General features: G+C 63.4%; 17 protein-coding genes. 5 read left to right on the top strand and 12 right to left on the bottom strand.

The window, feature by feature from the left end:
- Window positions 1-108 precede the first annotated feature (108 nt).
- The 3 genes from BH683_RS06940 to BH683_RS06930 all read right to left on the bottom strand — a co-directional run bounded on the left by BH683_RS06940 (window position 109) and on the right by BH683_RS06930 (window position 3,719).
- Entirely contained in the window at window positions 109-300 is a 192-nt protein-coding gene (locus BH683_RS06940) for a ferredoxin (RefSeq protein ID WP_084835535.1), read from the bottom strand.
- Between the two features lie 126 nt (window positions 301-426).
- Complete coding sequence (locus BH683_RS06935) at window positions 427-2,160, bottom strand: DUF3556 domain-containing protein (RefSeq protein WP_084835534.1); 1,734 nt, start codon at window positions 2,158-2,160, stop codon at window positions 427-429.
- Window positions 2,160-3,719 carry a hypothetical protein gene (locus BH683_RS06930; protein ID WP_143695987.1) on the bottom strand — a complete coding sequence of 520 codons (1,560 nt, stop codon included), beginning with the start codon at window positions 3,717-3,719 and terminating at the stop codon, window positions 2,160-2,162. Before BH683_RS06930 ends, BH683_RS06935 begins: the two co-directional genes overlap by 1 nt.
- A 221-nt stretch (window positions 3,720-3,940) precedes the next feature.
- On the opposite strand from BH683_RS06930, the gene BH683_RS06925 reads away from it, so the two are divergent.
- Entirely contained in the window at window positions 3,941-5,413 is a 1,473-nt protein-coding gene (locus BH683_RS06925) for an APC family permease (RefSeq protein WP_084835580.1), read from the top strand.
- A 27-nt stretch (window positions 5,414-5,440) separates the two neighbouring features.
- On the opposite strand, the gene BH683_RS06920 is transcribed toward BH683_RS06925, so the two are convergent.
- The 5 genes from BH683_RS06920 to BH683_RS06900 form a co-directional block, all read right to left on the bottom strand.
- Complete coding sequence (locus BH683_RS06920) at window positions 5,441-7,489, bottom strand: heavy metal translocating P-type ATPase (RefSeq protein WP_246833233.1); 2,049 nt, start codon at window positions 7,487-7,489, stop codon at window positions 5,441-5,443.
- 135 nt (window positions 7,490-7,624) lie between these two features.
- Window positions 7,625-8,272, bottom strand: coding sequence for a DUF305 domain-containing protein (locus tag BH683_RS06915; protein ID WP_084835531.1), 648 nt, complete (start codon window positions 8,270-8,272; stop codon window positions 7,625-7,627).
- Window positions 8,273-8,375: 103 nt separating this feature from the next.
- Window positions 8,376-8,807: a DUF6153 family protein gene (locus BH683_RS06910; RefSeq protein WP_084835530.1), complete on the bottom strand. Its 432-nt coding sequence runs from the start codon at window positions 8,805-8,807 to the stop codon at window positions 8,376-8,378.
- A gap of 302 nt (window positions 8,808-9,109) precedes the next feature.
- Window positions 9,110-9,787 (bottom strand): response regulator transcription factor, encoded by a 678-nt coding sequence (locus BH683_RS06905; protein ID WP_084835529.1) that lies wholly within the window; start codon window positions 9,785-9,787, stop codon window positions 9,110-9,112.
- Window positions 9,788-9,862: 75 nt separating this feature from the next.
- Entirely contained in the window at window positions 9,863-11,260 is a 1,398-nt protein-coding gene (locus BH683_RS06900; protein WP_084835528.1) for an ATP-binding protein, read from the bottom strand.
- A gap of 66 nt (window positions 11,261-11,326) precedes the next feature.
- Between BH683_RS06900 and BH683_RS06895 the strand changes: the two genes are divergently transcribed.
- Both BH683_RS06895 and BH683_RS06890 read left to right on the top strand, forming a co-directional pair.
- Window positions 11,327-12,106 carry a phosphatase PAP2 family protein gene (locus tag BH683_RS06895; protein WP_168186986.1) on the top strand — a complete coding sequence of 260 codons (780 nt, stop codon included), beginning with the start codon at window positions 11,327-11,329 and terminating at the stop codon, window positions 12,104-12,106.
- Window positions 12,107-12,152: 46 nt separating this feature from the next.
- A complete protein-coding gene (locus BH683_RS06890) occupies window positions 12,153-12,953 on the top strand; it encodes a hypothetical protein (RefSeq protein WP_246833225.1) in 801 nt (266 codons plus the stop codon).
- 475 nt (window positions 12,954-13,428) lie between these two features.
- Here BH683_RS06890 and BH683_RS06880 read toward each other — a convergent pair whose 3' ends face one another.
- Window positions 13,429-13,905: a DUF2231 domain-containing protein gene (locus tag BH683_RS06880; RefSeq protein ID WP_084835524.1), complete on the bottom strand. Its 477-nt coding sequence runs from the start codon at window positions 13,903-13,905 to the stop codon at window positions 13,429-13,431.
- Window positions 13,906-13,972: 67 nt separating this feature from the next.
- On the opposite strand from BH683_RS06880, the gene BH683_RS06875 reads away from it, so the two are divergent.
- Window positions 13,973-14,650, top strand: coding sequence for a response regulator transcription factor (locus tag BH683_RS06875; protein ID WP_084835523.1), 678 nt, complete (start codon window positions 13,973-13,975; stop codon window positions 14,648-14,650).
- On the opposite strand, the gene BH683_RS06870 is transcribed toward BH683_RS06875, so the two are convergent.
- Complete coding sequence (locus tag BH683_RS06870) at window positions 14,647-16,071, bottom strand: ATP-binding protein (protein WP_084835522.1); 1,425 nt, start codon at window positions 16,069-16,071, stop codon at window positions 14,647-14,649. The genes BH683_RS06875 and BH683_RS06870 overlap by 4 nt on opposite strands.
- A gap of 172 nt (window positions 16,072-16,243) precedes the next feature.
- Here BH683_RS06870 and BH683_RS06865 point away from each other — a divergent pair, with 172 nt between their 5' ends.
- Complete coding sequence (locus BH683_RS06865) at window positions 16,244-20,638, top strand: non-ribosomal peptide synthetase (RefSeq protein ID WP_084835521.1); 4,395 nt, start codon at window positions 16,244-16,246, stop codon at window positions 20,636-20,638.
- Window positions 20,639-20,767: 129 nt separating this feature from the next.
- Here the strand turns inward: BH683_RS06865 and BH683_RS06860 are convergent, their stop codons facing one another.
- Window positions 20,768-21,130, bottom strand: coding sequence for an Lsr2 family protein (locus BH683_RS06860; RefSeq protein ID WP_084835520.1), 363 nt, complete (start codon window positions 21,128-21,130; stop codon window positions 20,768-20,770).
- 583 nt (window positions 21,131-21,713) lie between these two features.
- On the bottom strand, window positions 21,714-22,733 hold the full coding sequence (locus tag BH683_RS06855) for an LLM class flavin-dependent oxidoreductase (RefSeq protein WP_084835519.1): 1,020 nt from the start codon (window positions 22,731-22,733) through the stop codon (window positions 21,714-21,716).
- Between the last annotated feature and the right edge of the window lie 23 nt (window positions 22,734-22,756).

Below are 22,756 nucleotides of genomic sequence, written 5' to 3'. Positions count from 1 at the left end.
GGTTCCGAATTCCAAGTGGAAGATGCTTCCCTGAGCATTAGTACACCCGAACACCATCTGGGCCGACCGTGACGGCGTGTATGACGCTCTGGCGGACCTGGGTAGCGCTCAGTCCTCGATCGTCAACGCCGATTTCGGGCAGCTGCTGACCACGACCCGCATTTCCTCGCGCCGATCGGACGGAACGTCGGACTGTAGGACGACGAGGTAGTCGTCATCGTCGAGATCGAACACGTCTGGGGCCATGCCCACGCAGACGCCGTTGGACTCGCAGAGGTCAAAGTCGGCCTTGATCTTCATGGATGTGTTCGTCCCTCCGTTGCTGGGTTCTGGAGTTCGCCAGAATTGCTGTGCACTCGCACAGCATAGCGGTGCGCGGTGCGCGGGCGTCGAGAGATCGGGTAGAACTGCCGGAGAAATCCTGGGTCAGCGCACAGAGTGCCCGTTGTCGACACGTATCGGCACCGTGTCGTCCCACGGTTGGCGGGTCACCATATCCGCCACTCGCACCGAGCCGCGTTCGAACTCGCCGGTCGCCGCATCGATCAACCGGTAGGCCTGAGTCGATTTGTGGATGGGCTGGGCGTCCAGCAACACGATCCGGACTTCCCCGGGTTCGAAGTGGCAGCGCGATTGCAGCGCGTCGATGAGTTGTTCGTTGCTCAGGTGACCGTCGCCGAAGTTCCAGCCCATGGCCATGCTGCAGATGCGTTCACCATCGGTGAGTACGTAACTCTCCTCGGGATGGCCGGCCATGGCGCGATGAGCGAGAGTGAACAGGGCCCGGCCATGAGTGTTCATCGCGCGGAAGGCGTACCCCAGATACAGCGGTATCTGTGCTCCTTCCTTGCCGTATACGCGCTCCAACTGTGCGGCGGGCATCGCGGCGATGGAGATGATCCCGTCTTCGATCTTCTTGGAGGCAGAAGGTGTGACGCACCAGAGGGTGGTGTCCCAGTTGCCCGCGTAGTACCGCATGCCGAAGAGAAACGAGATCTTGTTCGGGAACAGGTTTCCCAGGACGACGATACCGGCGACGACCACGAACAGGATTGCCACCGGCACAGGGTTGTCGACGTCGGACAGGCCGATTTCAGCATGGCCGATGAACAGGGTGATCACACCGAAAATCATGAAGACGTTCCATTCCAACGGGACCCCCATAGGTATGGCCGTGAGGATCCCCAGGTGAAAGCAGATCATGATGGTCGCGGCCACCGTCGTCAGCCATCCGCCACCGGAGAAGAAGAGCACCAGAGGAACGAGCATCTCGATCGCGGTGGATGCGTGAGCGAAAATGCGCGCAAGTCTGCCGGGCCTCAGGTCGTCGGGAAAGTGCTCGAAGAACTTCCGTTTGAGGTAGCGCGTCCTGACGACCGGACTGTTCGACATCATCGTCGCCATCACAAAAGGGAAGTGCTTGTTGAGTTTTGAGGTCGCCGCCCCGATCCAGATCACCAGGAAGACGAGCTTGGCCGCAACGATCATGTCGACGCCACTGAACAGGAATGTCACTGTCAGTGTCGCGTACACTTCGCCGCGGGCGGCCAAGAAGATGGTCTTGTCTCGTAGGCCGAGCAGTACCAAGATGGCGACGATGACTGCGATCAGCCAGATGGGCAGCGTGCCGACTGCGCTGTCGAGCGCTGGTATCGGGCCCGTGCCGTTCGAGAACAGCGCGATCGTGATCATCACCAGGAGCGCCGCGTAGAGCAGTACGTCAAGGGCAGTGCGCCTGTCGCCGGCCGTCAACGGTACCCGCGTGGGCCACGGCGGTTGCCGGATGGTGTTGGGACGCAGCCAGTACAAGATGGATCCGAGTGGTGGAAAGAAGCGATTGTTGAGAGGCCCGAAGCCGCATCCGAGGCCGACGACCTCGAACATCAACGTGTACAGCACTATCTTCTGGAAGACGATCGGCTCGGTCCACCAGGCGCCGACGTTGGTGAAACCATCGATCCCGTCGGTGGTGAGTACGAGGAGCCAGCCCACCAGGACGTACAGAACGATTTTGACCACGTAGAACAGGTGGAGCACCACCGGTGTACCAAAACCTATCTCGGCCCAGTGTTTTGCCATCGGACGGATCTTTTCCGCCCGAGTTCCTTTACTCCATTCGGCCAGGTCGACGACCGGCAGATCGGGTTTGAGGAAACCCATCAGAACAACCCCTCTCGTGACACCGCGCTGATCTCCTCCACGTGGCCATCGGCCACTCGCATGGAATGGCCGAGCAAGTCCTCTGTTTCGAGTGCGGCCATCAGGTCTTGATCCGTTGAGCGACTCCAGGTCCGTGCCCCGTCCGCGGTGCGCCCGACGATGATCGCCCGCTCCGCAGCACCCCGTTTGTCATGTCGAACGGTGAAGGTCTCCAATTGAGCTGTTCCGCTGTAGTATTCGGCCGGAACGCGGCGCGGGCCGGCATCGATCCCGGGTTGCGGGGAGGTCACCCTGAACTCCGTACGGGGTGGCGTCGTCGAGTACAGGGCGACGGCGTGCTTCGTGAGGAACATACCGTTCGAGGTCACCAAACCCACGGAACCGGGTTCTTTGCGCAGTGTCTCGGTCATCGCCGCGAGTGCGTGCGTGCCGTAGTTGTTTCCGGGTCCGCCGCCGAAAGTGAGGCCGCCGGTTACGGTGAGCGGTCGGTCGGGGTCGAGGAGCGGGAGCCCGAGTGCATTGGCCGCGACCTGCACGGCGGACGGAAAGCAGGAGTACAGATCGATGTGGTCGACGTCGTCGATGTCGATCGCTGCCGTCTCCAGAACAGATCGGCCGTTCAGTTCGATCGCGTCCGACCGGTGGAGTTCGTCGCGCTCGGTGACGAACCAGTGGTCGTGGCTCTGCGCCGAAGCAATGGGAAAGACCCACCTGTCGACCGGTATTCCCAGACTTCGAGCCTTCTCCACCGAACAGAGAATGACCGCTGCTGCCATATCGACCCAGATGTTCGAATTGAGCAGCTTCGTGTACGGGAAGCTGATCATGCGGTTGTCGACACCCACGGTCGCGATCTGGTGGGCACTCGCGTCGATCGGGTTCCAGGCGTGTGGATTTGACTGTGCCACTGACGAGAAGTTGTGCCACAGCGTGCCGAGCACCGACTGGTGCTCGGCGATCGTCCGTCCGCTCGCGCCTCGTAAAGCGTTCTCGAACAAGGGATAGTAGTCGGTCGGGAGCACGGCGCCGACGGCGAGTTCGCAGGCATGGGATGCGTCGGCATGAGGGTCCGGCTCGGTCTCGGCGGCCGGAACCGAGTCGGATTGCTCGGTCCACGGGAGTCCGACGCCTGTCGAACCTGCAGATCGCATGGAGCGGAAGGTCTCCCCACCGGTGATGAGGACGATGTCGTGGTCTCCGGCCGCGATGGCACGAGCTGCTCGACTGACGAGCGCCTGCGGTTGCTCACCTCCGGTTGAGGAGGTGACGAGATGGCGGGGCGGAGCGATCCGCAGGAACTCCGCAACTGTCATCGGTGCGTTCCGATAGTGCCAACTCGCAGTTTCCACAGTCCACAGACCGGTGGCCTCCCGAATGACCCGCGTCTGGTCGCCGCCGGTGTCGTCTGCGGCGCGCCGGAGCGATTCGGCCATCATTGCGGCCGGCTCCGGCGCCGGGCTGGTCCCTTCTGGGCGTCGCGTCCACTGGCCGACCCCGACGATCACCGGTGTCGTCGGCGCGAGTGTGGAATACGGCCCACCACGAGCATTTCCAGACATGTGTCTGGATGCTATTCCATTTGTGATGAGCCACGTGGCCGAATCGGTGGGACGTCTGATGACGTATTGCTGGGCGTGCTGACCAGATCTACCACCCGTCAAAACCGCGCTTCATCGGATCTGCGTGCATAACTCGGGTTAGCCTTTGGTCAACGTTCCGACCGCCTGGCGCGGGATGCCCTCCTACAACCCGAGGTGAGGTACCCAAGGTGGCAAATTCCCTGGCCGACGACCGGCCTTCGAACAATGCGGCACATGTCGGTGACTCGGGCACAGAACTGAAACGAACCCTCGGAGGCTTCCAGGTTTTCGCGATCTCGTTCGCGTTCATCTCGGTGGCGGTCGGCGTGTTCGCCACCTACGGGCAGGTGTTGAACACTGCCGGTCCGGTCGGTATCTGGCTGTGGGTGATCGCCGCGATCGGACAGACGTTGGTTGCCTTGGTGGTTGCCCAGTTCGCCGCGCGGATCGCGTTGAGCGGATCCTCGTACCAGTGGGCCTCTCGGCTGGCCAATCCCAAGGTCGGGTGGCTGTTCGGGTGGCTCACCTTCTGGTACCTGGCCACCGCAGTCGTCGCCATGGACAGCGCGCTGGCCAGTCAGGCTTTCATGCCCCTGGTCGGGATGGACGAGAACGAGGACACAGCCCGGATCATCACGGTGGTGGTCATGATCATCCAGGTGGTGATGGTGATCGCCTCGACCAAGCTGCTCGGCTTGATCACGTCGGGTGCGGTGGCCGCGGAGATCGGGATCGTCGTGGTCTTGGTGCTCGCGTTGGCGGCGGTGGTGGTGTTCACCAGTAGCGGTGACGTCGGCAATCTGACCTCGAGGGGGGTCACAGAGGGCGAGGCCAACTACTTTGCGGTCGGTGGCGGTTTGATGGCCGGCATGCTGATGGGGATGACCACGCTCGTCGGATTCGACTCGGCAGCGAACCTTGCCGAGGAGGCCAAAGACCCGTTCCGTAGTGTGCCGCGTGCGATCGTCGGATCGGTCCTCGCGGCAGCGATTGCCGGACTGGTGTTCCTGATCGCACTGACCGTCGCGATCGAAGACGTGGACAAAGTGAGCGCCGATGGCTCACCGGTCGCGGCGATCATCCGAGATCAGCTCGGACCGGTGGCGGAGCGGATCCTGCTGGCAGTCATCGTGTTTGCGATCTTCGGAGGCGGGATGGTGGTGATGGCCGCATGCTCGAGGCAGGCGTTTGCCATGGCTCGAGATGGGCGTTTCCCCGCCCACAAGTGGCTGCGGAAGGTGAACCCTCGCACGCAGACACCGGTCACCGCGACAATCCTCGTACTCGTGATCGGGGTGGTGCTCATGGTCGCGCTTCCCGGTGATGCATTGATCGAGCTGCTGGTCGGCGGCACCGTTCTGCCGGCCATCATCTACGGCGGGATCGTGATCTTGTACCTGGTGGTGCGGAAACGGCTGGAGGTCAGGGAAGGCGGATTCAGCCTCGGCCGCTTCGAAGTGCCCGTTGCCGTCGTGGCGTTGATCTGGGTGGTGGGAGCGATCTTCGTTCTCGTGACACCCGAGGAAGCTCGTGTCCCGGTCGCGATAGTGCTCGGTCTGGTCGCGGCAGGCGGGCTCTATTTCGTGAAAATGATGATCTTCAACCGAGAGGTCCTCGAAATGGAACCGTCGGGCGGAGACGCGATACATCTCGACCCGGAGCCGGTCGACTGAAAGCCGGTATGGATTGTGTCGCGGGCCCTATGCGCGCGCTCCTGGTCGCAGGTCGAGACGTCGCAGTAACTGCGCATTGAGCGCGACGACAACGGTGGATGCCGACATCAGGATCGCGCCGACGGACATGGGCAGCACAAACCCGACGGGCGCCAGCACCCCTGCGGCCAGTGGTACCGAGATCAGGTTGTAACCCGCTGCCCACCAGAGGTTTTGCTTCATCTTGCGGTAGCTCGCCTTGGATAGTTCGATGACCGAGAGCACGGACCGGGGATCGTCGCCGGCCAAGATGACACCGGCAGCGGCAACGGCGACATCGGTTCCGGCGCGGATCGCTATCCCGACGTCGGCCTGGGCGAGGGCCGGCGCGTCGTTGACACCGTCACCGACCATGGCGACTTTTCGTCCTTCCTGTTGCAGCTCCTGAACTTTCGCTGCTTTGTCCTCGGGTCGCACCCCTGCGAACACCCGGTCGATTCCGAGGTCGGTGGCGACGGTGCGAGCGACGGCCTCGGCGTCACCGGTGATCATCACGACATGAATGTTCAACGCGTGCAGTGCATCGATGGCCTCGCGCGACTCCGCCCGAACCTCATCGGCCAATCCGAGGGCACCTATCACCTCGCCATCACGCAGGACGTGCAGGATGATCGCGCCGTCCTGACGCCAGGTGTCGGCGACGCCGAGCTCGGCCTGGCCGGTCTCGTCGAGGAGCCGGGGACCCCCGACTCTCACCTGATGACGCTCGACGGTCGCGGTGACCCCGACCGCGGGTGACGACGCGAAGTCCGTTGCTGCCGGCACCTCGAGCCCGCGCTGGGTGGCGGCGTTCACGATGGCCCTGGCCAGGGGGTGTTCGCTGTCGCTCTCGGCGGCCGCTGCCATCGCGAGCATGGCATCGCTGCTGTAACCCGCGGCAGCTTCGATGGCGGTGACGGCCGGTTCCCCCTTGGTCAGGGTGCCTGTCTTGTCGAAGAGCACCGCGTCGATGGTGCGCATCGACTCCAGCGCCAGCCGCTCTTTGATCAGGACACCGCCCCGGGCGGCGCGCTCGGTGGCGATCGCGACGACGAGCGGAATGGCCAGACCCAGGGCGTGAGGACAGGCGATGACGAGCACCGTGATCGTGCGGACCACCGCGTCGTCGGGCGATCCGAGCGTGGTCCAGACGATCGCGGTGATCACCGCAGCCGTCAAGGCGAACCAGAACAGCCAGGCAGCGGCGGTGTCGGCGAGTCGCTGTGCCCGTGACGACGAGTTCTGGGCATCGGTGACCAGGCGTCGAATGCCTGCCAAGGTCGTGTCGTCACCGATGGCGGTGACCTGAACTCGGAGGCCGGAGTCGGTGGTCACGGTTCCGGCGACCACCGTGTCGCCGGCGCCGCGACGTACAGGCCGCGATTCCCCGGTGACCATTGACTCATCGACCTCGGCGGCACCGTCGACGATGGTTCCGTCTGCTGGCACGCTTGCGCCGGGGCGGACGATCACGATATCGCCGACCAGCAGTTCTGCCGGCGCGACGACGGTGATCCGCTCACCGTCGACGCGTTCGGCTTCGTCGGGGAGGAGTGCTGCCAGCGAGTCCAGTGCCGACGTGGTCTGGGCGAGCGAGCGCATCTCGATCCAGTGCCCCAGCAACATGATGACTATCAGCAGGGCCAGTTCCCACCAGAAGTCGAGTCCGTGATCGAGCAGATCCAGACTCGCGCCCCAGGACGCGACAAACGCCACTGTGATGGCCAGAGCGATGAGCAGCATCATGCCTGGTGCGCGAGAACGTATCTCGCCGATCGCGCCGACCAGAAAGGGTCGCCCTCCCCAGACGTACATGATGGTGCCGAGCACGGGGGAGACCCAGGCCAGGCCGGGGACGTCAGGAAGGTCGTACCCGACGATCATCGCGAACATGTCCGAGAAGAACGTCACCGGTATGGCCAGCACCAGCATGATCCAGAACAGTCTGCGGAACTGCCCCACATGATCGGCGTGCCCTGCGTGCCCGCCATGCCCCTCGTGCTCGCCGCGTCCCCCGTGGTCGTGCAGGGACGTGCCGGTCACGGTCTCGTCCTTCATCGTGTGGTGCTGGCTCTGCGTACTCATGATTGTGAATGTATACCCCCCAGGGGTATCTGTCGAGTAGGTCTGCGCGCATACGAAGCGGCCAGGAACCGCGGGTCTGCGGTTCCTGGCCGCCGCGTGGTGCCGGTGTTACTGCTGCAGTGTCCTCATGGTCGCGATTTCGTTCTGCTGACTGGTGATGATGTTCTGTGCCATCGCTTTTGCCTCCGCGTTGGACCCTTCGGTCACTTCGATCCCGGCCATCTCGACGGCACCCTCGTGATGTTCGATCATCATGGTCAGCCACGCCTGGTCGAATTCGGAGCCGGATTTCGACGTCAGATCGGCCATGTCCTGGTCGGACATCATGCCGGTCATTCCGCTGTGGTCCATACCGCCCATGTGGCCGGTTGTCGACGACGCGGGAGCGGGTTGACCCCACGCCCGCAGCCACCGGGCCAACTGTTCCATCTCCGGACCCTGGGCGGATTCGATCGCGCGGGCCAGTTTGATGATCTCCGGGTTCGTACTGCGATCAGGGACCAGCTCCGCCATGTCGAGGGCTCGTGCATGATGGGGGTACATGCCGTTTGCGAATGTGACGTCGGCGGCGTTGAACTCCGTCGAAGCCTGTGTGGACGTGGAGGGTGCGGCCGAACTCGTCATCGAGTGACCGGACATGGACATCGAATCCATGTCGTGTCCGTCGTCGCTGGTGCACCCTGCGATGGCAAGGACGGCCGCGACGGCGAGGGTGGACGCCGCCAGTGTGATCCGGGTCGAATGTGAAGCACGCATGATCTATCTCCTCGAAAAGTGTTGTGGAGTTGCGAGTGTTCCGCGGACATGCGGTCCGCGGGGTATGACTCTGAGGCGAATCACCCGGTCGGGTGATCGCCTGTCAGATCCGCAGAATCGACAACTTCTCGAGGGAAGGCCCGGCCCATGGGGGTGCGCGGGACCGGTGCCGCCCCATCGCTGTGAGATGCGACCAGGCCGCGTCGTCCTGATCGCTGTGCGGTGCGAGATGACGGATCAGCAGCAATGCCGCCACGATCGTCACCAGGGCCATGCACATGCTCATCGCCATATCAGAGGTGTGAACAGTCGCCGACGACAGCATCACCACGGCCTTCGCGGGGGCGACGTGGTGGCTCATCGTGGTCGCTGCCGCGTCGTGTCGTTGGTCGGCGATGGTCGCGGAGTCAAGCCCCGGGCCGGCGCCGTGGCCGCCGGGTGGATGGGTCATCGGCAGTGAGTGCAGCAACAGGACGCCGAGTACGACGACGATCGCCGCGCTCGTTGCTGCGACTCGTGCCGATGCGTTGCTCATGCCAGCGGTGCCTCCTCGACCCCCGATAATACCCCCAAGGGGTATTGAGGGGCTGCTGTGTCAGCGTCCACCTGAGCGCAGCGACACTGCGAGCCTGGACACAGTCGAACGGCATCGCGGGCGTGTGCACTCGACCGGTGGCCGATCGCGGGTTCGGGGGAGCCGTCAGCCGGAAGGGGTAACCCCATTCGTTACGACCGAGTTCCGCGGGCGGAGCTCGGTGCAGATGCCCCCGCCCGTCACAGCGGTCCGGGCGCGCCTGCGAAGTTGGTCGTCGCGTCGACAGAGGTCCTCGCTCCGCCTCAGCGCCCGTCCTCGGTGAGGCGGTAGCCCACCCCGCGCACGGTCCGTATCGCTTTACAGTCAAAGGGTGTATCTATGTGCCTGCGTAGATATCCGACGTAGACTTCGACGATGTTCTGGTCACCTTGATAGTGGGCGTCCCACGCTGACTGCATGATCTCGGCCTTGCTGACCACCGCGCCCTTGTTGCGGATCAGGAACTCGAGGATTGCGAATTCCTTCGGCGTGACGTCGATTTCGGTTTCTCCACGTCTGACGATGTGGGCTGCGGGATCGAGCGTCAGTGTTCCGGCGGTCAGTATGGCCGGCCTCTCTGGCGCGCCGCGGCGGACGAGAGCGCGCAGGCGTGCAGTCAGCACTGCGGTGGAGAAGGGCTTGATGAGGTAGTCATCGGCACCGAGGTCGAAGGCGTCGATTTGGTCGTAGTCACCGTCTTTGGCTGTCAGCATCAGCACTGGTGTCCAATTTCCTCGGTGGCGCAACTGCCGCACCACTTCGTAGCCGCTGAGTTTCGGCATCATGATGTCGCACACGATCGCGTCGTAGGAGTTGTTGGTCGCCAGGAAGAGTCCGTCCTCTCCGTTGTCGGCAAGAGCGACGATCCATCCCGCAGCGATCAGGGTGCGTCGCAGCGTTTCTGCACCGTTGCGGTCGTCTTCGATCACCAGGACATGCACAATTCCGAGCTCCTCAGGAGTAGTTGGTGGTCCGTCGTCCGCCGACGTCGGCGCTCCACGAGACGAGATCCAGTGTCAAGGAATCTTCATCGGGACAGCGATCGTCACCGTCGTACCACCATCGGGGGTATCGCTGATGACGACAGTGCCGCCGTGGGCCCGGATGATCTCCGTAACAATGGACATACCCAGGCCGGACCCGCCATGGGAGCGTTCTCGGCCGGCATCGAGCCGAACGAACCGGTCAAAGACACGGTCCTTGTCCTGGTCTGCGATTCCGTGCCCGTCGTCGATGATCGCGATCGCTGCAGTGCCGGTGCGGTTATCCGATGCCATGGTGAGGTGCACAGAGGATCTGGCGTGACGCGCAGCGTTGTCGGCGATGTTCCGCACCGCGCGGGAGAGCTTTTCGGCATCGCCACGAACACGCACGGGGGCCAGCGTGACCTGGATGTCAAGAGGGGTCAGCGCAGTGAGCCTGGATGCTTCTTCGCTGACGATCTCATCCAGATCCACATCGCGAATCTGCAATGGCACACCGCGTTCGTCCGCTTTCGCGAGGAGCAAGAGGTCGTCGATCATCGTCTCGAGTCGTCGTGCTTCGGGCAAAAGGATGTCTTCGACGGTTTCGGGGTCGATCGGCTCTCTGGTCGTGCGGGACAGATCGAGGAGCCCGACCAACGTCATCAATGGACTACGCAACTCATGCGAGGCGTCGCCCACGAACCGCAATTGGTGGCGCCGTGCATCTTCGAGACCTCCGAGCATGTCGTTCATTGTGGTTGCCAAGGTGGATATTTCATCGTTGGTAGGGGGCACCGGTAACCGTCGGCTGAGATCGCTGCTGGAGATGGCTGCCACCTGCGCGCGGATGTGCTCCACAGGCCGCAGTGCTCTGCCCACGAAGTAGTAGGTCACGAAAATGAGCAGGAGCAATATCAGGGGGAAGACCACGCATAGCAAGATGAAGACCGTAAGCAACACGGTGTGGATCGGACCTTCGGCCGCCGCCACGATGATCGTCAGGTCCCCGGTGTCCACCGAGACGCCGACCGCGGTGAGCCGGTACTCGACATCGCTACCGGGGAACGTGGCCCCGTCGACCGTACGACGGTCTCCTGCCGCGATCGGCGGGACCAGGGGCGCCCTTCGTCCTGCGGGATTGCTCACGAGAACTCGCCCGCGTGCATCCACGATCTGGATGACATCGAGATCGTCTGGCAGCGCCAGGGCAGCATGATTCAGGCCGGGCAGGCCGTCAGTCGAGATCGTGGTGGAGACTTCCTGGGCGCGAGAGGACGTCGCGGAGTCCGCTGAACCGAGCAGGGATTGATTGAGAACGAAGAGCATGATGATCCCGGCGAGCGCCAGTGCTACCGCCAGCAACGTCGTGGCCAGGATCGTGAGCCTGCCTCGGACGCTACCCAGGGCAGTGCGCAGCGAGGCGGGGAGCTGGGGCAGTAACGCTCGCATTCACCGAGCCTAGGCTCACCGACCATAGAGGAGATGCTTTGTTCAGCATCTCTTCAGACTCTTACAGTGTCCACACAGGATCACACCACCAGGCTGTTGTACATGCGGCACAGATATGCGGTCCCGGTCTTGGCGATGCTGCTCATTGCGCTGGTGGTGGGCCTCGGCGTGGCCATTGCCGTAGGCCACAACCCGATGGCAACTGTCGACAACTCTGTCCTGCACTGGACAGTGGGTCATCGTTCACCAGCCGCCACAACGGTGATGTCCGGTGTGACAAACCTCTTCGGTCCGGCATGGGTGCTCACCTGGACGCTGTTGGCGACAGTCGCGCTGATCCTGCGCGACGACACCGTGATGAGAGGGCTGACGGTCCTATCCACGGTGGCAGTGGCGGGGGCGCTGGGGACGGTGTTCAAAGCGGCATGTCATCGGATTCGTCCGCCCCTGGTCGATCAGGCGAGCGATTATGAGGTCGGCAAGTCTTTCCCGTCGGGCCACGTCACCGGAACAGCGGCCCTGGTCTGTGCTCTCGCGCTGGCGCTCACCGTCGCCTCGCCGGCGATATGGCGCACTGTGGCAGCTGTACTCGCACTGGCTATCTCGATCTTCGCTGCTGCTACTCGCCTGTATCTGGGTGTGCACTGGTTCTCTGACGTTGTTGCCGCAATCGTGCTGGCCGGCGCTGTCGCTCTTGTCATGCCCGCGGTGGTGCGAGAACTCTGCGTCGCGCTCTCCCCGCATGCTTCGCCGCGTTTCAAGCCGTATATCGACCCGTCTATCGACGCGAATCACCTACGTCGACTTCAGCCCGAAAGCGAGCATCATGCATCAGTCGCCCCGTAGGACCAAGCGAGTCGCATCGTCTCCGAGTGCCGGGTTACCGTCGGGGTTGCCACCGACGATTCGGTCAGAATGGAGCAAGGTCCCCGAAGTCACAATCTTCTTCTGGATCATCAAGATATTGGCGACCACGGTCGGGGAGACAGCTGCCGACTACCTCAACATGACGCTGGGTTGGGGACTGACGAGCACCACCATCGTCACCGTTGTGCTGCTGATCGCCAGCCTTGCCGCACAGTTCGCGGTGGGTCGCTACATCCCGTTGGTGTACTGGTGGGCCGTTGTCCTCATCAGTGTCACCGGCACTCTCATCACCGACAACCTGACCGACAACGTGGGAGTACCTCTTGCGGTCACAACCGCAGTGTTCACGGCTGCTCTGATCGCGGTGTTCGCCGCCTGGTACGCCGTGGAACACACCCTGTCGATCCACTCGATCCGCACCCCTCGCCGCGAACTGTTCTATTGGATGGCGATCTTGGTGACCTTTGCCCTCGGAACTGCGGCCGGCGACCTGATTGCCGAAAAGCTCGCCGTCGGATACATCGCATCTTTGATGATCTTCACTGCAGTCATCTTTCTGATCATGTTGGCACACTTCGGACTTGGCCTCAATCCCGTCGTCGCGTTCTGGGCCGCCTACATCGTCACCCGACCCCTGGGCGCCTCCCTCGGCGACCTGCTGACCCAACCCACCAGCGAGGGGGGTCTGGGCCTGGGCACCACAACGATGAACGCCACATTCTTCGTCGTCATCGTCCTGCTTGTCGGCTACCTGTCGTTCAGCCACGTCGATCGGATGGAACAGACCGGCGGCCGGGACCAGCCGCCCGGGCCGTTGCCGGCATGACTACCCCGCACGAGGGGGCCATGCTAACCGAGGGGTGTTGCCGGGAGGTCTCGCCGTTTCGTCGCAACGTCTGTGGCCTTCGCCACCGTTTCCGACGGCAGCTGGCTGTGGCTCGTCAGACTGGGACAGGGCGCTGCCGCAGCAGCCTTCTTGCCGACGGCGAGTTCGATGGTCGCCCATCTGAATCTTCACGGGAAGCGGGGCGGGTCATTCGGAAGCTATGGCTCGTTCAAGAGCACCGAGTACACCGCGGGACCGGTGGTCGGAGAACTCCTGGCCCGGCTTGGCTATTTTCAATGGCTGTTCGGGGCGACTGCATCTGCCGGCCGTTCTGGTGTGGGCTGCGTGTTTCGCGCCGACGGTTGCTCCGCTGCCCCGGACACATCAAACTGCCGTCGATCTCGCTCGTCGACTCGGAGACCGCAGCTCCTGACACCCACCGTCGCATTGGCGGCGGCCGCGGCGGAAATGTCGATCAGCTTGACGAATGCCACACCGCCTGTGCGCCGCTCTCGCCGATTCGGTAGACGGTCACAACCGATCCGACTGCGAAGATTACGAGCACGACCGCCGTGACCACGGTGGCGCCGGTGCGGGCGCGGGTGTCGAGGTCCGCAAGTTTTGCCTCGACCCATCCGGTGTGCAGGGCCCACCACAGGAACGCGAACACGAACAGCGGTGCAGCCCAGATCAGTGCTTGGTCGCCGAGTTCGGCGTGCCGTTCGACCAGTGCGTCGGGTGGGGTCATCTTCTCGAGTGACTCACCTGCGCTGGTGGTCAGGGGAACGAAGACGAGTGCGAGCAGCGCCAGGATCGGCGTGATCACCCCGAGTTTTCGCCTTGCCGCGGGCCACAGCACCCCGAGGACCGCGCAGCTCGCCGCCAGCGGCAGGATCACAACCACAACATGCACGAGCAGGGGATGCAGTGGCAGGCCGTTGATCGTGTCCATGCCCGTGACGCTAGATGTTTGGCGCTGAAGCGACGCTGAGTCGATGTGCAATGGGTACGGTGGGCGCATGAGGGTGCTGGTCGTGGAGGACGACATCAACGGTGCCGAGACGATCCGGCGGCGATTGCAGGCCGACGGGTGGGCGGTCGATACCGTGGACAACGGCGAAGATGGCCTGCACCGTGCGCAGACGGGCGGGTACGACATCGTCGTCCTCGACATCATGTTGCCAAAGATGAACGGCTATGAAGTCATTCGCGATCTTCGCGCCTCCGGTGTGTGGACACCGATCTTGATGTTGACGGCGAAGGACGGCGATTTCGATCAGGTCGATGCCTTCGATCTGGGGGCCGACGACTATCTGATCAAACCCTTTTCGTTTGCGGTGCTCAACGCGCGATTGCGAGCCTTGCTGCGACGTGGATCGCCGGAACGACCGGCCGTGCTCACCTCCGGTGATCTGTCACTGGATCCGGCCGCACATGTGGTGATGCGCGGTCCCGAGACGATCGAGGTCACGCCCAAAGAGTTCGCGGTTCTGGAGTATTTGTTGCGCCACAAAGGAACCGCGGTATCGAAGGCGGAGATCATGGGTTCGGTGTGGGATGTGAACTACCACGGGGACGACAATGTGGTGGAGGTGTACATCGGCTATCTACGCAAGCGCATCGACGTCCCGTTCGGCCGCAAGACAATCGAGACGCTGCGAGGCGTGGGTTACCGGCTTCGCGACGACGGCGGCTAGTCGCCCGTGTCCAGGGGGAGCTCGATCCTGATGGTGGTACCGCCGAACTCGGAATCGAGTGCGCGCACGTTCCCATGATGGGCACGGACGATTTCCGAGACGATCGCGAGGCCCAAGCCGGTTCCGCCGCCACGTCTGTCGCGCTCGGGATCGAGACGGACGAACCGGTCGAAGACCTGTTCTTTGGCATCGTCGGCGATGCCGGGGCCGTCGTCGGAGACCTCCACCCGCACGGTTCGGCGGGCGTCGTCAACAGACATCTGAACCGAGACGCGCTCCGATGAGTACCGGATCGCGTTGTCGAGAATGTTGCGGATCATCGATGACAGCCGTTGTGGGTCGCCGATCATGCGGGTCGGAACGATGGTCGCATCGATCGAGATGTCATGGCTGAGTTCGCTTATGCGGACCTGCTCGTCGATGAGGTCATCGAGGTCCACGTCCACGTTGGTGAGCCGCAGGCCACTCTCGTCGGCACTCGCGAGTAACAACAGGTCGGTGATCAGGTCGCGCAGGCGGGTGACTTCGGGTTTGAGGATCTGGTCGGCGGTGGCGACGTCGATGGGTTGGCCGGTCGTGACCGCGAGGTCGACGATGCCGACGAGTGTCACCAAGGGACTTCGGAGTTCGTGCGAGGCATCACCGACGAATTGCAGTTGCCGGGAGTAGCTGTCCTCGAGGCGATCCAGCATGGAGTTCATCGTCTCCGCCAATGCGGCGATCTCGTCACCGGACTCATTGACCGTGACTCGGGCACTGAGGTCTGTTGTCGAGATCTGCGACACCTCACTCCTGATCTCCTCGACCGGCTTGAGCGTTCGTCCGACGAGTACATGCACGAGCCAGATCACGAGTGCCAATATGAACGGGAAGAATGCACACAATAGAATGAAGACGAACAGCACCACTTCCCGGGCCCGGCCCTCCGAGGTCGCCACCTCGACAGCGGCGTCACCGTCAGCGGTCGAGACGCCGATGGCTACTCCGCGGTATTCGGTGTTGCCGCCGTCGAGCCTGATGTCTCCGAAGGTCCGCTGCGCACCCGGTTCGGGAATGGATGCCTGCAGCGCGGACCCTCCACCGGACGCCCTGCTGGTCAGGATCACCCGCCCGTTCGAGTCGACGACCTGGATGATGTCGACCACGTCGGATGTCGCCATCAGTGATCGGTCCACGTTGTCGATCGAGTTGTTCTGCACCGCCGCGACGACCTCTTGCGCTTTGGCCGCGGTGGCCCGGTCGGCGGCCCCCAGCAGCGCCTGACGCAGGATCAACAGCATCGCCGCTGCGCCGATCGCGAGTGCCAGCGCCACGAGCGCCGTAGCCACGAGAACAAGGCGCCGGCGCACTCCGGCAGTCTGTTTTCGCAGCCAGGCCCACCCGACCGCCAGCTTTCCGGGGTGCCCGGGCTGAGCGTTCATCGCACCACACTAGTGCCGGCGTCTGCTCGGACGCAGCAGGGTCGGGCAAGGCGCCGAGCGATGAACTCAGCGTCTACTCAGCGATGCGTTGACAACATGGGCACCGGCGGAAGCCCGTCTGTTCCGGGCCCGGACGGCGTACGTTGGCGACAGGGGCGTTGGTGAGGGGGACATGGTAGCGGCGGGTGACCCGGGAATCGGGGACAGCAATCGATCGTTGCCGCTCAGCGCTGCCCAGGTCGCTCTGTGGTACGCCCAGCAAGCCCTTGGTGACACCCCGATCGCCATCGCCCAATACATAGATATAGCAGGCACTCTCGACATCGAAGCACTGCGTGCCGCGACGGAATCGGCAGGTCGCGCGTTGGGCACCACGATCAGCCGGATTGCCGTGCGCCAGGCGCAGCCGACTCTGGTGCTGGATGCCGCCGAGGCGCAGGCCCCTTTCGAGGACATCGACCTGCGGACCGCCGACGATCCGGTTGCGACAGCGCACGCGACCATGGGTGAGTGGTGCCGCGCTCCGCTGCCACTCGATTCAGGCCACCTGATCCGGTCGGCGCTGCTGCGGGTATCTGATCACCGCTGGTTTCTGTTCTCGCGTGCTCACCATATCGTGCTCGACGGATACGGCGCGTACGTCCTACTCACCCGTATCGCCGCCGACTACCGGGCACGTGTTGCGCGGGAGACACTTTCGGATGCCGCTTCGCACAACGGTTGCACGCCAACCGATTACCATCTGGCTGTTGCCGAGTACGAGTCGGCCTATCGTGCGTCACCGCGTTGTGAACGCGATCGCGAATACTGGGCCGGGGTGCTGGGCTCGTTGCCGGCGCCGGTGACGTTGGCCCGCCGGTCGGCGCCGCCCTCAGCCGACCCCATTCGCGCAACCGGGACCCTGTCTCCGGAGCTGGCGAAGGCACTGGCCAGTGCCGCCGAGCGGCCGCGCCACAACAGGACCGCCATCATCGTGGCGGCCTTGAGCCTCTACCTGGCCCGGGCATCGGGCCGGTCGGTGGTGGCGATGATGGTGCCGGTCGCAGCGCGGATGACCGGCACGGCGCGGCGCAATGCGGGAACGGTGTCGAATCTGGTTCCGCTTGTGCTCGAGGTGCGAGAGTCGATGACCCTGTCGGATCTGGTGGTGTCCGTGTCCGGCGCCGTGGCAGGTGCGCTCCGGCATCAGATGTATCGGTATGAACAGATGCTCCGCGACCGAGGCCCTGTCAGCAGCGTGATGACATATGCGGGACCGGTTCTGAACATCTTTCCTGATAAGGACCTCATACATCTCGGTGACGAACTCACTGCCGCCTACCACGTCTTGACCACCGGCCCGGTCTCCGACTTGAACGTCAACATCTATCCCAGCGGTGCCGGGCATCCGGAGACGATCGATTTAGAGGCCAACCCACACTGCCACGATTCGTCGTCGGTGCTACAACACCGTGACAACTTGATCGCGCTTCTGGAGCAGATCTGCGCCTCACCGGCAGATACGCCGATCGGCAGAATCAGGGTCGCGGTGGACAGACATCGTGACGGATCCGCACCACCGCCGTGTCGGGCACTGTCCGAACTCCTTGCGACACATCATCGGTCGGCGCGTCCCGCAGTCGTCGAATCGGGCACGATCTTGAGTCACTCCGACCTCGCACGGGCCGTCGATCTGCTGGCGACGACCCTACGGGCGCGCACTATCGGACCCGAGGATCGAGTAGCCGTCATGCTCTCTCGGAGTGTCTCCGAAGTCATCGCCTTTCACGCCGTGGCCGCGGTCGGTGCCTGCTACGTGCCCATCGACAGCCGCTATCCGCGAGTCCGCCAGGAACTCGTGCTGACGGAGAGCGCCGCGACAATCCTGCTCTGCAGCAGCGCGACCCCTCCGGACAACCTCCCCGACATCGAGACACTCCGGCTCGGACCCCGCGGAGAACACGATGAGCGTGTCGGTGGCCCGGCCCGTGTATGCGCCCCATCTCCGCACCTCGCGGCGTATCTGATCTTCACCTCCGGATCCACCGGGACACCCAAAGGTGTTGTCGTCACCGGCACCGGACTCAGCGCGTTGGCGACCGAGATCTGTCGTAGCTACGGCCTCTCGCCGAAGTCGGTTGTCGCACACATGGCCTCACCGGCCTTCGACACCGCTGTGGTCGAAATGCTCTCCGCAGCGATCTCCGGGGCCGCATTGCTCATCGTTCCGGACACCATCGTCGGCGGCGCAGATCTGGCGAAGCATCTGACCGACCATGGGGTCTCTCATGTTTTCCTCACCCCCGGTGTCCTTGCGACCCTCGATCCGGCCGATATACCCACGGTGACGCACATCATCGTCGGGGGAGACGTCTGCCCTCCAGAGGTGATCGCCCAGTTTGCGGAACGTGCCACGGTGCGCTGCGCTTACGGACCCACTGAGACAACGTGCAGCGTGACGATGACCGATCCGGTGGTGCCTGAATCGATCTCGTCTCTGCCATTGCCGATAGGTCGCCCGATGTCCGGCGTCCGGGTCCAGATCCTGGATCGAGATCTGCGTCCGGTGCCACCGGCCGTGGGGGGTGACCTCTACGTGAGCGGGCCGGCCGTGGCTCGTGGCTACCTCGACCGGACCGGGCTCACCGCCGCGAACTTCGTTGCCGATCCCACCGGCACGGGTGGCGATCGCATGTACCGAACAGGCGATCGGGCCGCATGGCGGGCGGACGGGTCGTTGGACTTTCTCGGCCGGACCGACCATCAGGTCAAGATCAGGGGCAATCGTGTCGAACCGGCCGAGATCGATGCCGTCCTGCGTGCCCAGGCAGGGGTGAAGGCTGCGATCACGGTTGCCGTGCAGCATCGTCGGTCGACTCAACTCGCGTCCTATGTCGCGGCTACGTCACCGAGTCCGACAAGCAACACCCTGCGGGAGAGTGTGGACGCCGCACTGCCCCCGTACATGGTTCCCAGCTCGATCACGTTTGTCGACGAGATCCCATTGACTCCGGCGGGCAAGGTCGATCGGACGGCGCTTCCGGCCCCTTCGTATCTGGCATCGAGTCCGTTCCGCGCTCCCGGTGATGACAGAGAACGACATGTTGTCGCCGCTTTCGAGTCCGCCACCGGTGCCGTGCTCGTCGGCGCCGACGACGACTTCTTCGAACTCGGTGGAGATTCGCTGTCGGCGACGGGACTCGTCGCTCAACTCAACTCCGGTGCTGCGGCATCACTGACCGTTCGGGACGTGTTCGAGTACCGGACCCCGGCGGCGTTGGCACGTCGGCTCGGTACGCGTTCCGCAGAGTTGTCGACTCTGCGTAGCGACGATAGCCCCGGCCCGCACGTGTTCGCACCGCCGCAGCGCAACGTCGACCTGGACGGCCCGGTCGCAGGCGCCCTGATCCCGTTCGTGGTCCAGATCGCGGCAGAACTCGACCTGCGAGCGATGAATCGGGCAGCCTGCACAGTCGTTCGCCGGCACGCAATGTTGCGGAGCCGCCATGCCGCCGGTGGGGTGGTCATCGATACGGCCGACAGCGCGGACATCGTCGTTCCGTTGACCGACTCGGACGCCTCGGTGGCCGAGTTTCTGGATACCGCAATCGATCCTGCGACCGACCATCCGATCCGACTCGGCATGTGTGTGTCGGCGGGAACGACCACGATCGCGGTGTGCGCCCACCATCTCTTCGTCGACGGCTGGTCCCTCGGCATCATCGCCAGAGATCTGGCTGCTGCCTACTCAGAGTCGGTCGCTGATTCCGAACCGCCGCATCGTGACGCCGGCGCCGTCAGCTATGTCGACTACATCAGCTGGGCCAACCGCCGCCTCGGTGATGTCGGTGACCCGGAGTCGCTGCACCGCAGACAACTGGAGTTCTGGAAATCAGAGTTGGTGTCGATATCGGGCCCCTTCGCGACGCCCAGTGACCGGCCGAGGCCTACCACCTGGAACCCTGACGGCGCCCGCGTCCGAGTCTGGTTCGACGACCTGTGGCCGTCCATTCGTTCGATTGCGGCCGTTCACGCGGTGTCGACCACGACGGTGCTCAGGGCGTCGCTTGCCCGACTGCTCTGTCGGCGCGCGGGCGCCGACGTCGTGGCCGTAGGAGCCCTGACCTCCGGGCGCATCGACGATCGACTCGATGACGTTGTCGGGATGTTCGTCAATACCGTTCCCGTTGTATGCCCGGCAGACCACGGCGATGTGAGCGCGCACCTTGCGACGGTGGCATCGGCCGAGGTGCGCGCGATGTCGAACGCCGATATCCCGTTCGTCGACGTGGTTCGTGCGATGTGGCCGAAGAAGAATGCGGCGCATCCGATCTTCCAAGTGATGCTGACCGTCGAGAACGGCACACCGACAACCACATTGGTCGACAGGGCGATCCGCAGCGGATTGGTTGTCACCCCACGGCCGCCGGCCATTGCGAAATGCGATATGCATGTCGCGGTGACCGACGGTGAAGATGGTTACGTCGAAGTCCTCTACCCGGTGTCGATGTGGGAGGAGCCCACGCTGATCGCAATGGTGCACAGCTGGTTCGCCGATCTGCGTCATTACCCGGGCGCGCTCAGCTGAACTCGCTGCCGCCGCCTGGTGGTCGCTGCGAGCGCATTCTGTGCATACAAAAGCCGGCCGGCTCCATTCTCTGCTCAGAGAATCGAGCCGACCGGCTGGGCCGAGCTGCGCCTTGTTCAGGCGGGTGAGTCAGTGCGCGCTGGTGAAGGCTTCGACGATACCGGCGGGGATCCTGCCGCGGTCGGAGACCTCGTACCCGTTCTGCTGGGCCCACTCACGGATCGCCTTGGTGTCGGTGGATCCGGCTGCGGCGGCCGGCTTGGACGCGGAACTGTGTGATGGGGACTTCTTGCGCCCACCGGTACGACGCGACTTCGCGAGCAAGGTAGAGACGGGTAGACGGCCGTTCTCGATACGATCGAGATTGGCCGTGCTGGTCTCGAATTCGTACTCGACGCCCAGCCAGGCCCACTGCACTACATTGACATCGTCTACGTCGAGGGGTTTGCCGTCGATGTCGTCGACGAATTCGAATCGAGTAACTGTTGCCACTTCGGCTGCACGTCCTTTTGGATTAGCGGGTGTCTGGTTCTTTGTCAACAATAGCGGGTCGGGGCGTTGATCTGTACTACGTTTGGTCGACTCATCGCCTATCGGCGGAGTAGGACGCCGGACTTGTCAACTGTTCACGATGGCAATCCGCAGCACCGTCACATCTTCTGTAACTTTCTTGATTCTCAGAAATGCTGTGCCGACGCACATTACGAGATGCCATAGAGTACTCGGCGTTTGTTGATACCGAGATCAAGAATGTTCCCGATCGTCAAATTGCGACATCTGCAGACTCGGAATCGACCCCGAAGAACGTTATGAGTCGTTGCTCACCCCCGTGTCGCGACCACCTCGTACCTGATCGTTGCGCTCATTGTCGGTGCGGAGGCCGAGCGCACGGGGATGCGCGAGGATAATGGGACTCCGAACACGTCGGTTACTCACCTTGTTCCATTCAACGATCAGTGCGTACAGGGACCCTGCAGCAAGACCTCGCTGACTTCAAACCTTCACGCTGAGAATTATCTGATCGTGTTGGTTGCGGGCGAGTCCACCCGAGGTGAAGACAATTGATCCGATGGGGTCAGCGCCAGCCGAGAGCGGGTGCGACATGCTTGAGGATCGATTCGATCACGTGGGCGTTGTATTCGACACCGAGCTGATTGGGGACGGTCAGTAGCAGTGTGTCCGCGGCGGCGATGGCCTCGTCTTCGCGGAGTTGCTCGATGAGCCGGTCGGGCTCGTCGGCGTAGCTCCGGCCGAATCTGGCGATACCGCCGTCGATGACGCCGACCTGATCGGCATCGTCGCCACCGCGCCCGAAGTAGGCGCGGTCACGGTCGTCGGTCAGTGCGAAGATGCTGCGGCTCACCGACACTCGTGGCTCGCGCCCGTGTCCGGCTTCTTTCCAGGCGTCGCGGAACAGCGATATCTGCTCGGCCTGCAGCTGATGGAACGGGACCCCGGTGTCTTCTGTCAACAGCGTTGAGCTCATCAGGTTCATACCCTGCTGCGCGGTCCATTCCGCGGTCGCGCGACTTCCCGCGCCCCACCAGATCCGATCGCGTAAGCCCGGGGCCTGCGGCTCGATGCCCAGTGCTCCCGGCGGATTCGGGAACATCGGTGACGGGTTGGGCTGCGCGAACTTGGCGTTCTCGATGACCTTCAAGAAGACGGCCGTGTGTTCGCGGGCCATGTCGGCGTCCGTGGTCTCGTCGCCCGGTACGTAGCCGAAATACTGGTATCCATTGATCACCTGTTCGGGTGATCCCCTGCTGATGCCCAGCTGCAACCGGCCTTCGGAGATGAGGTCGGCGGACCCGGCGTCTTCCGCCATGTACATCGGGTTCTCGTAGCGCATGTCGATTACACCGGTGCCGATCTCGATCCGGTTCGTCTTGGCGCCGACTGCCGCGAGGAGTGGGAAGGGTGAGGCGAGCTGCCGTGCGAAGTGGTGGACACGGAAGTACGCACCGTCGGCGCCGAGTTCCTCGGCTGCGACTGCGAGGTCGATCGACTGCAGCAGGGTGTCGCCCGCCGACCGCGTCTGTGAGCCGGGCGAGTCCGACCAATGTCCAAAGGACAGGAATCCGATGTTCTTCATAACAATGTAAATGAAACCACGGT

Origin of the sequence: Williamsia sp. 1138, assembly GCF_002095435.2 — a bacterium.
Lineage (GTDB): Bacteria > Actinomycetota > Actinomycetes > Mycobacteriales > Mycobacteriaceae > Williamsia.
The sequence above is the reverse complement of the archived record's forward strand: the minus strand, read 5'-3'. Positions and strand labels throughout refer to the sequence as shown.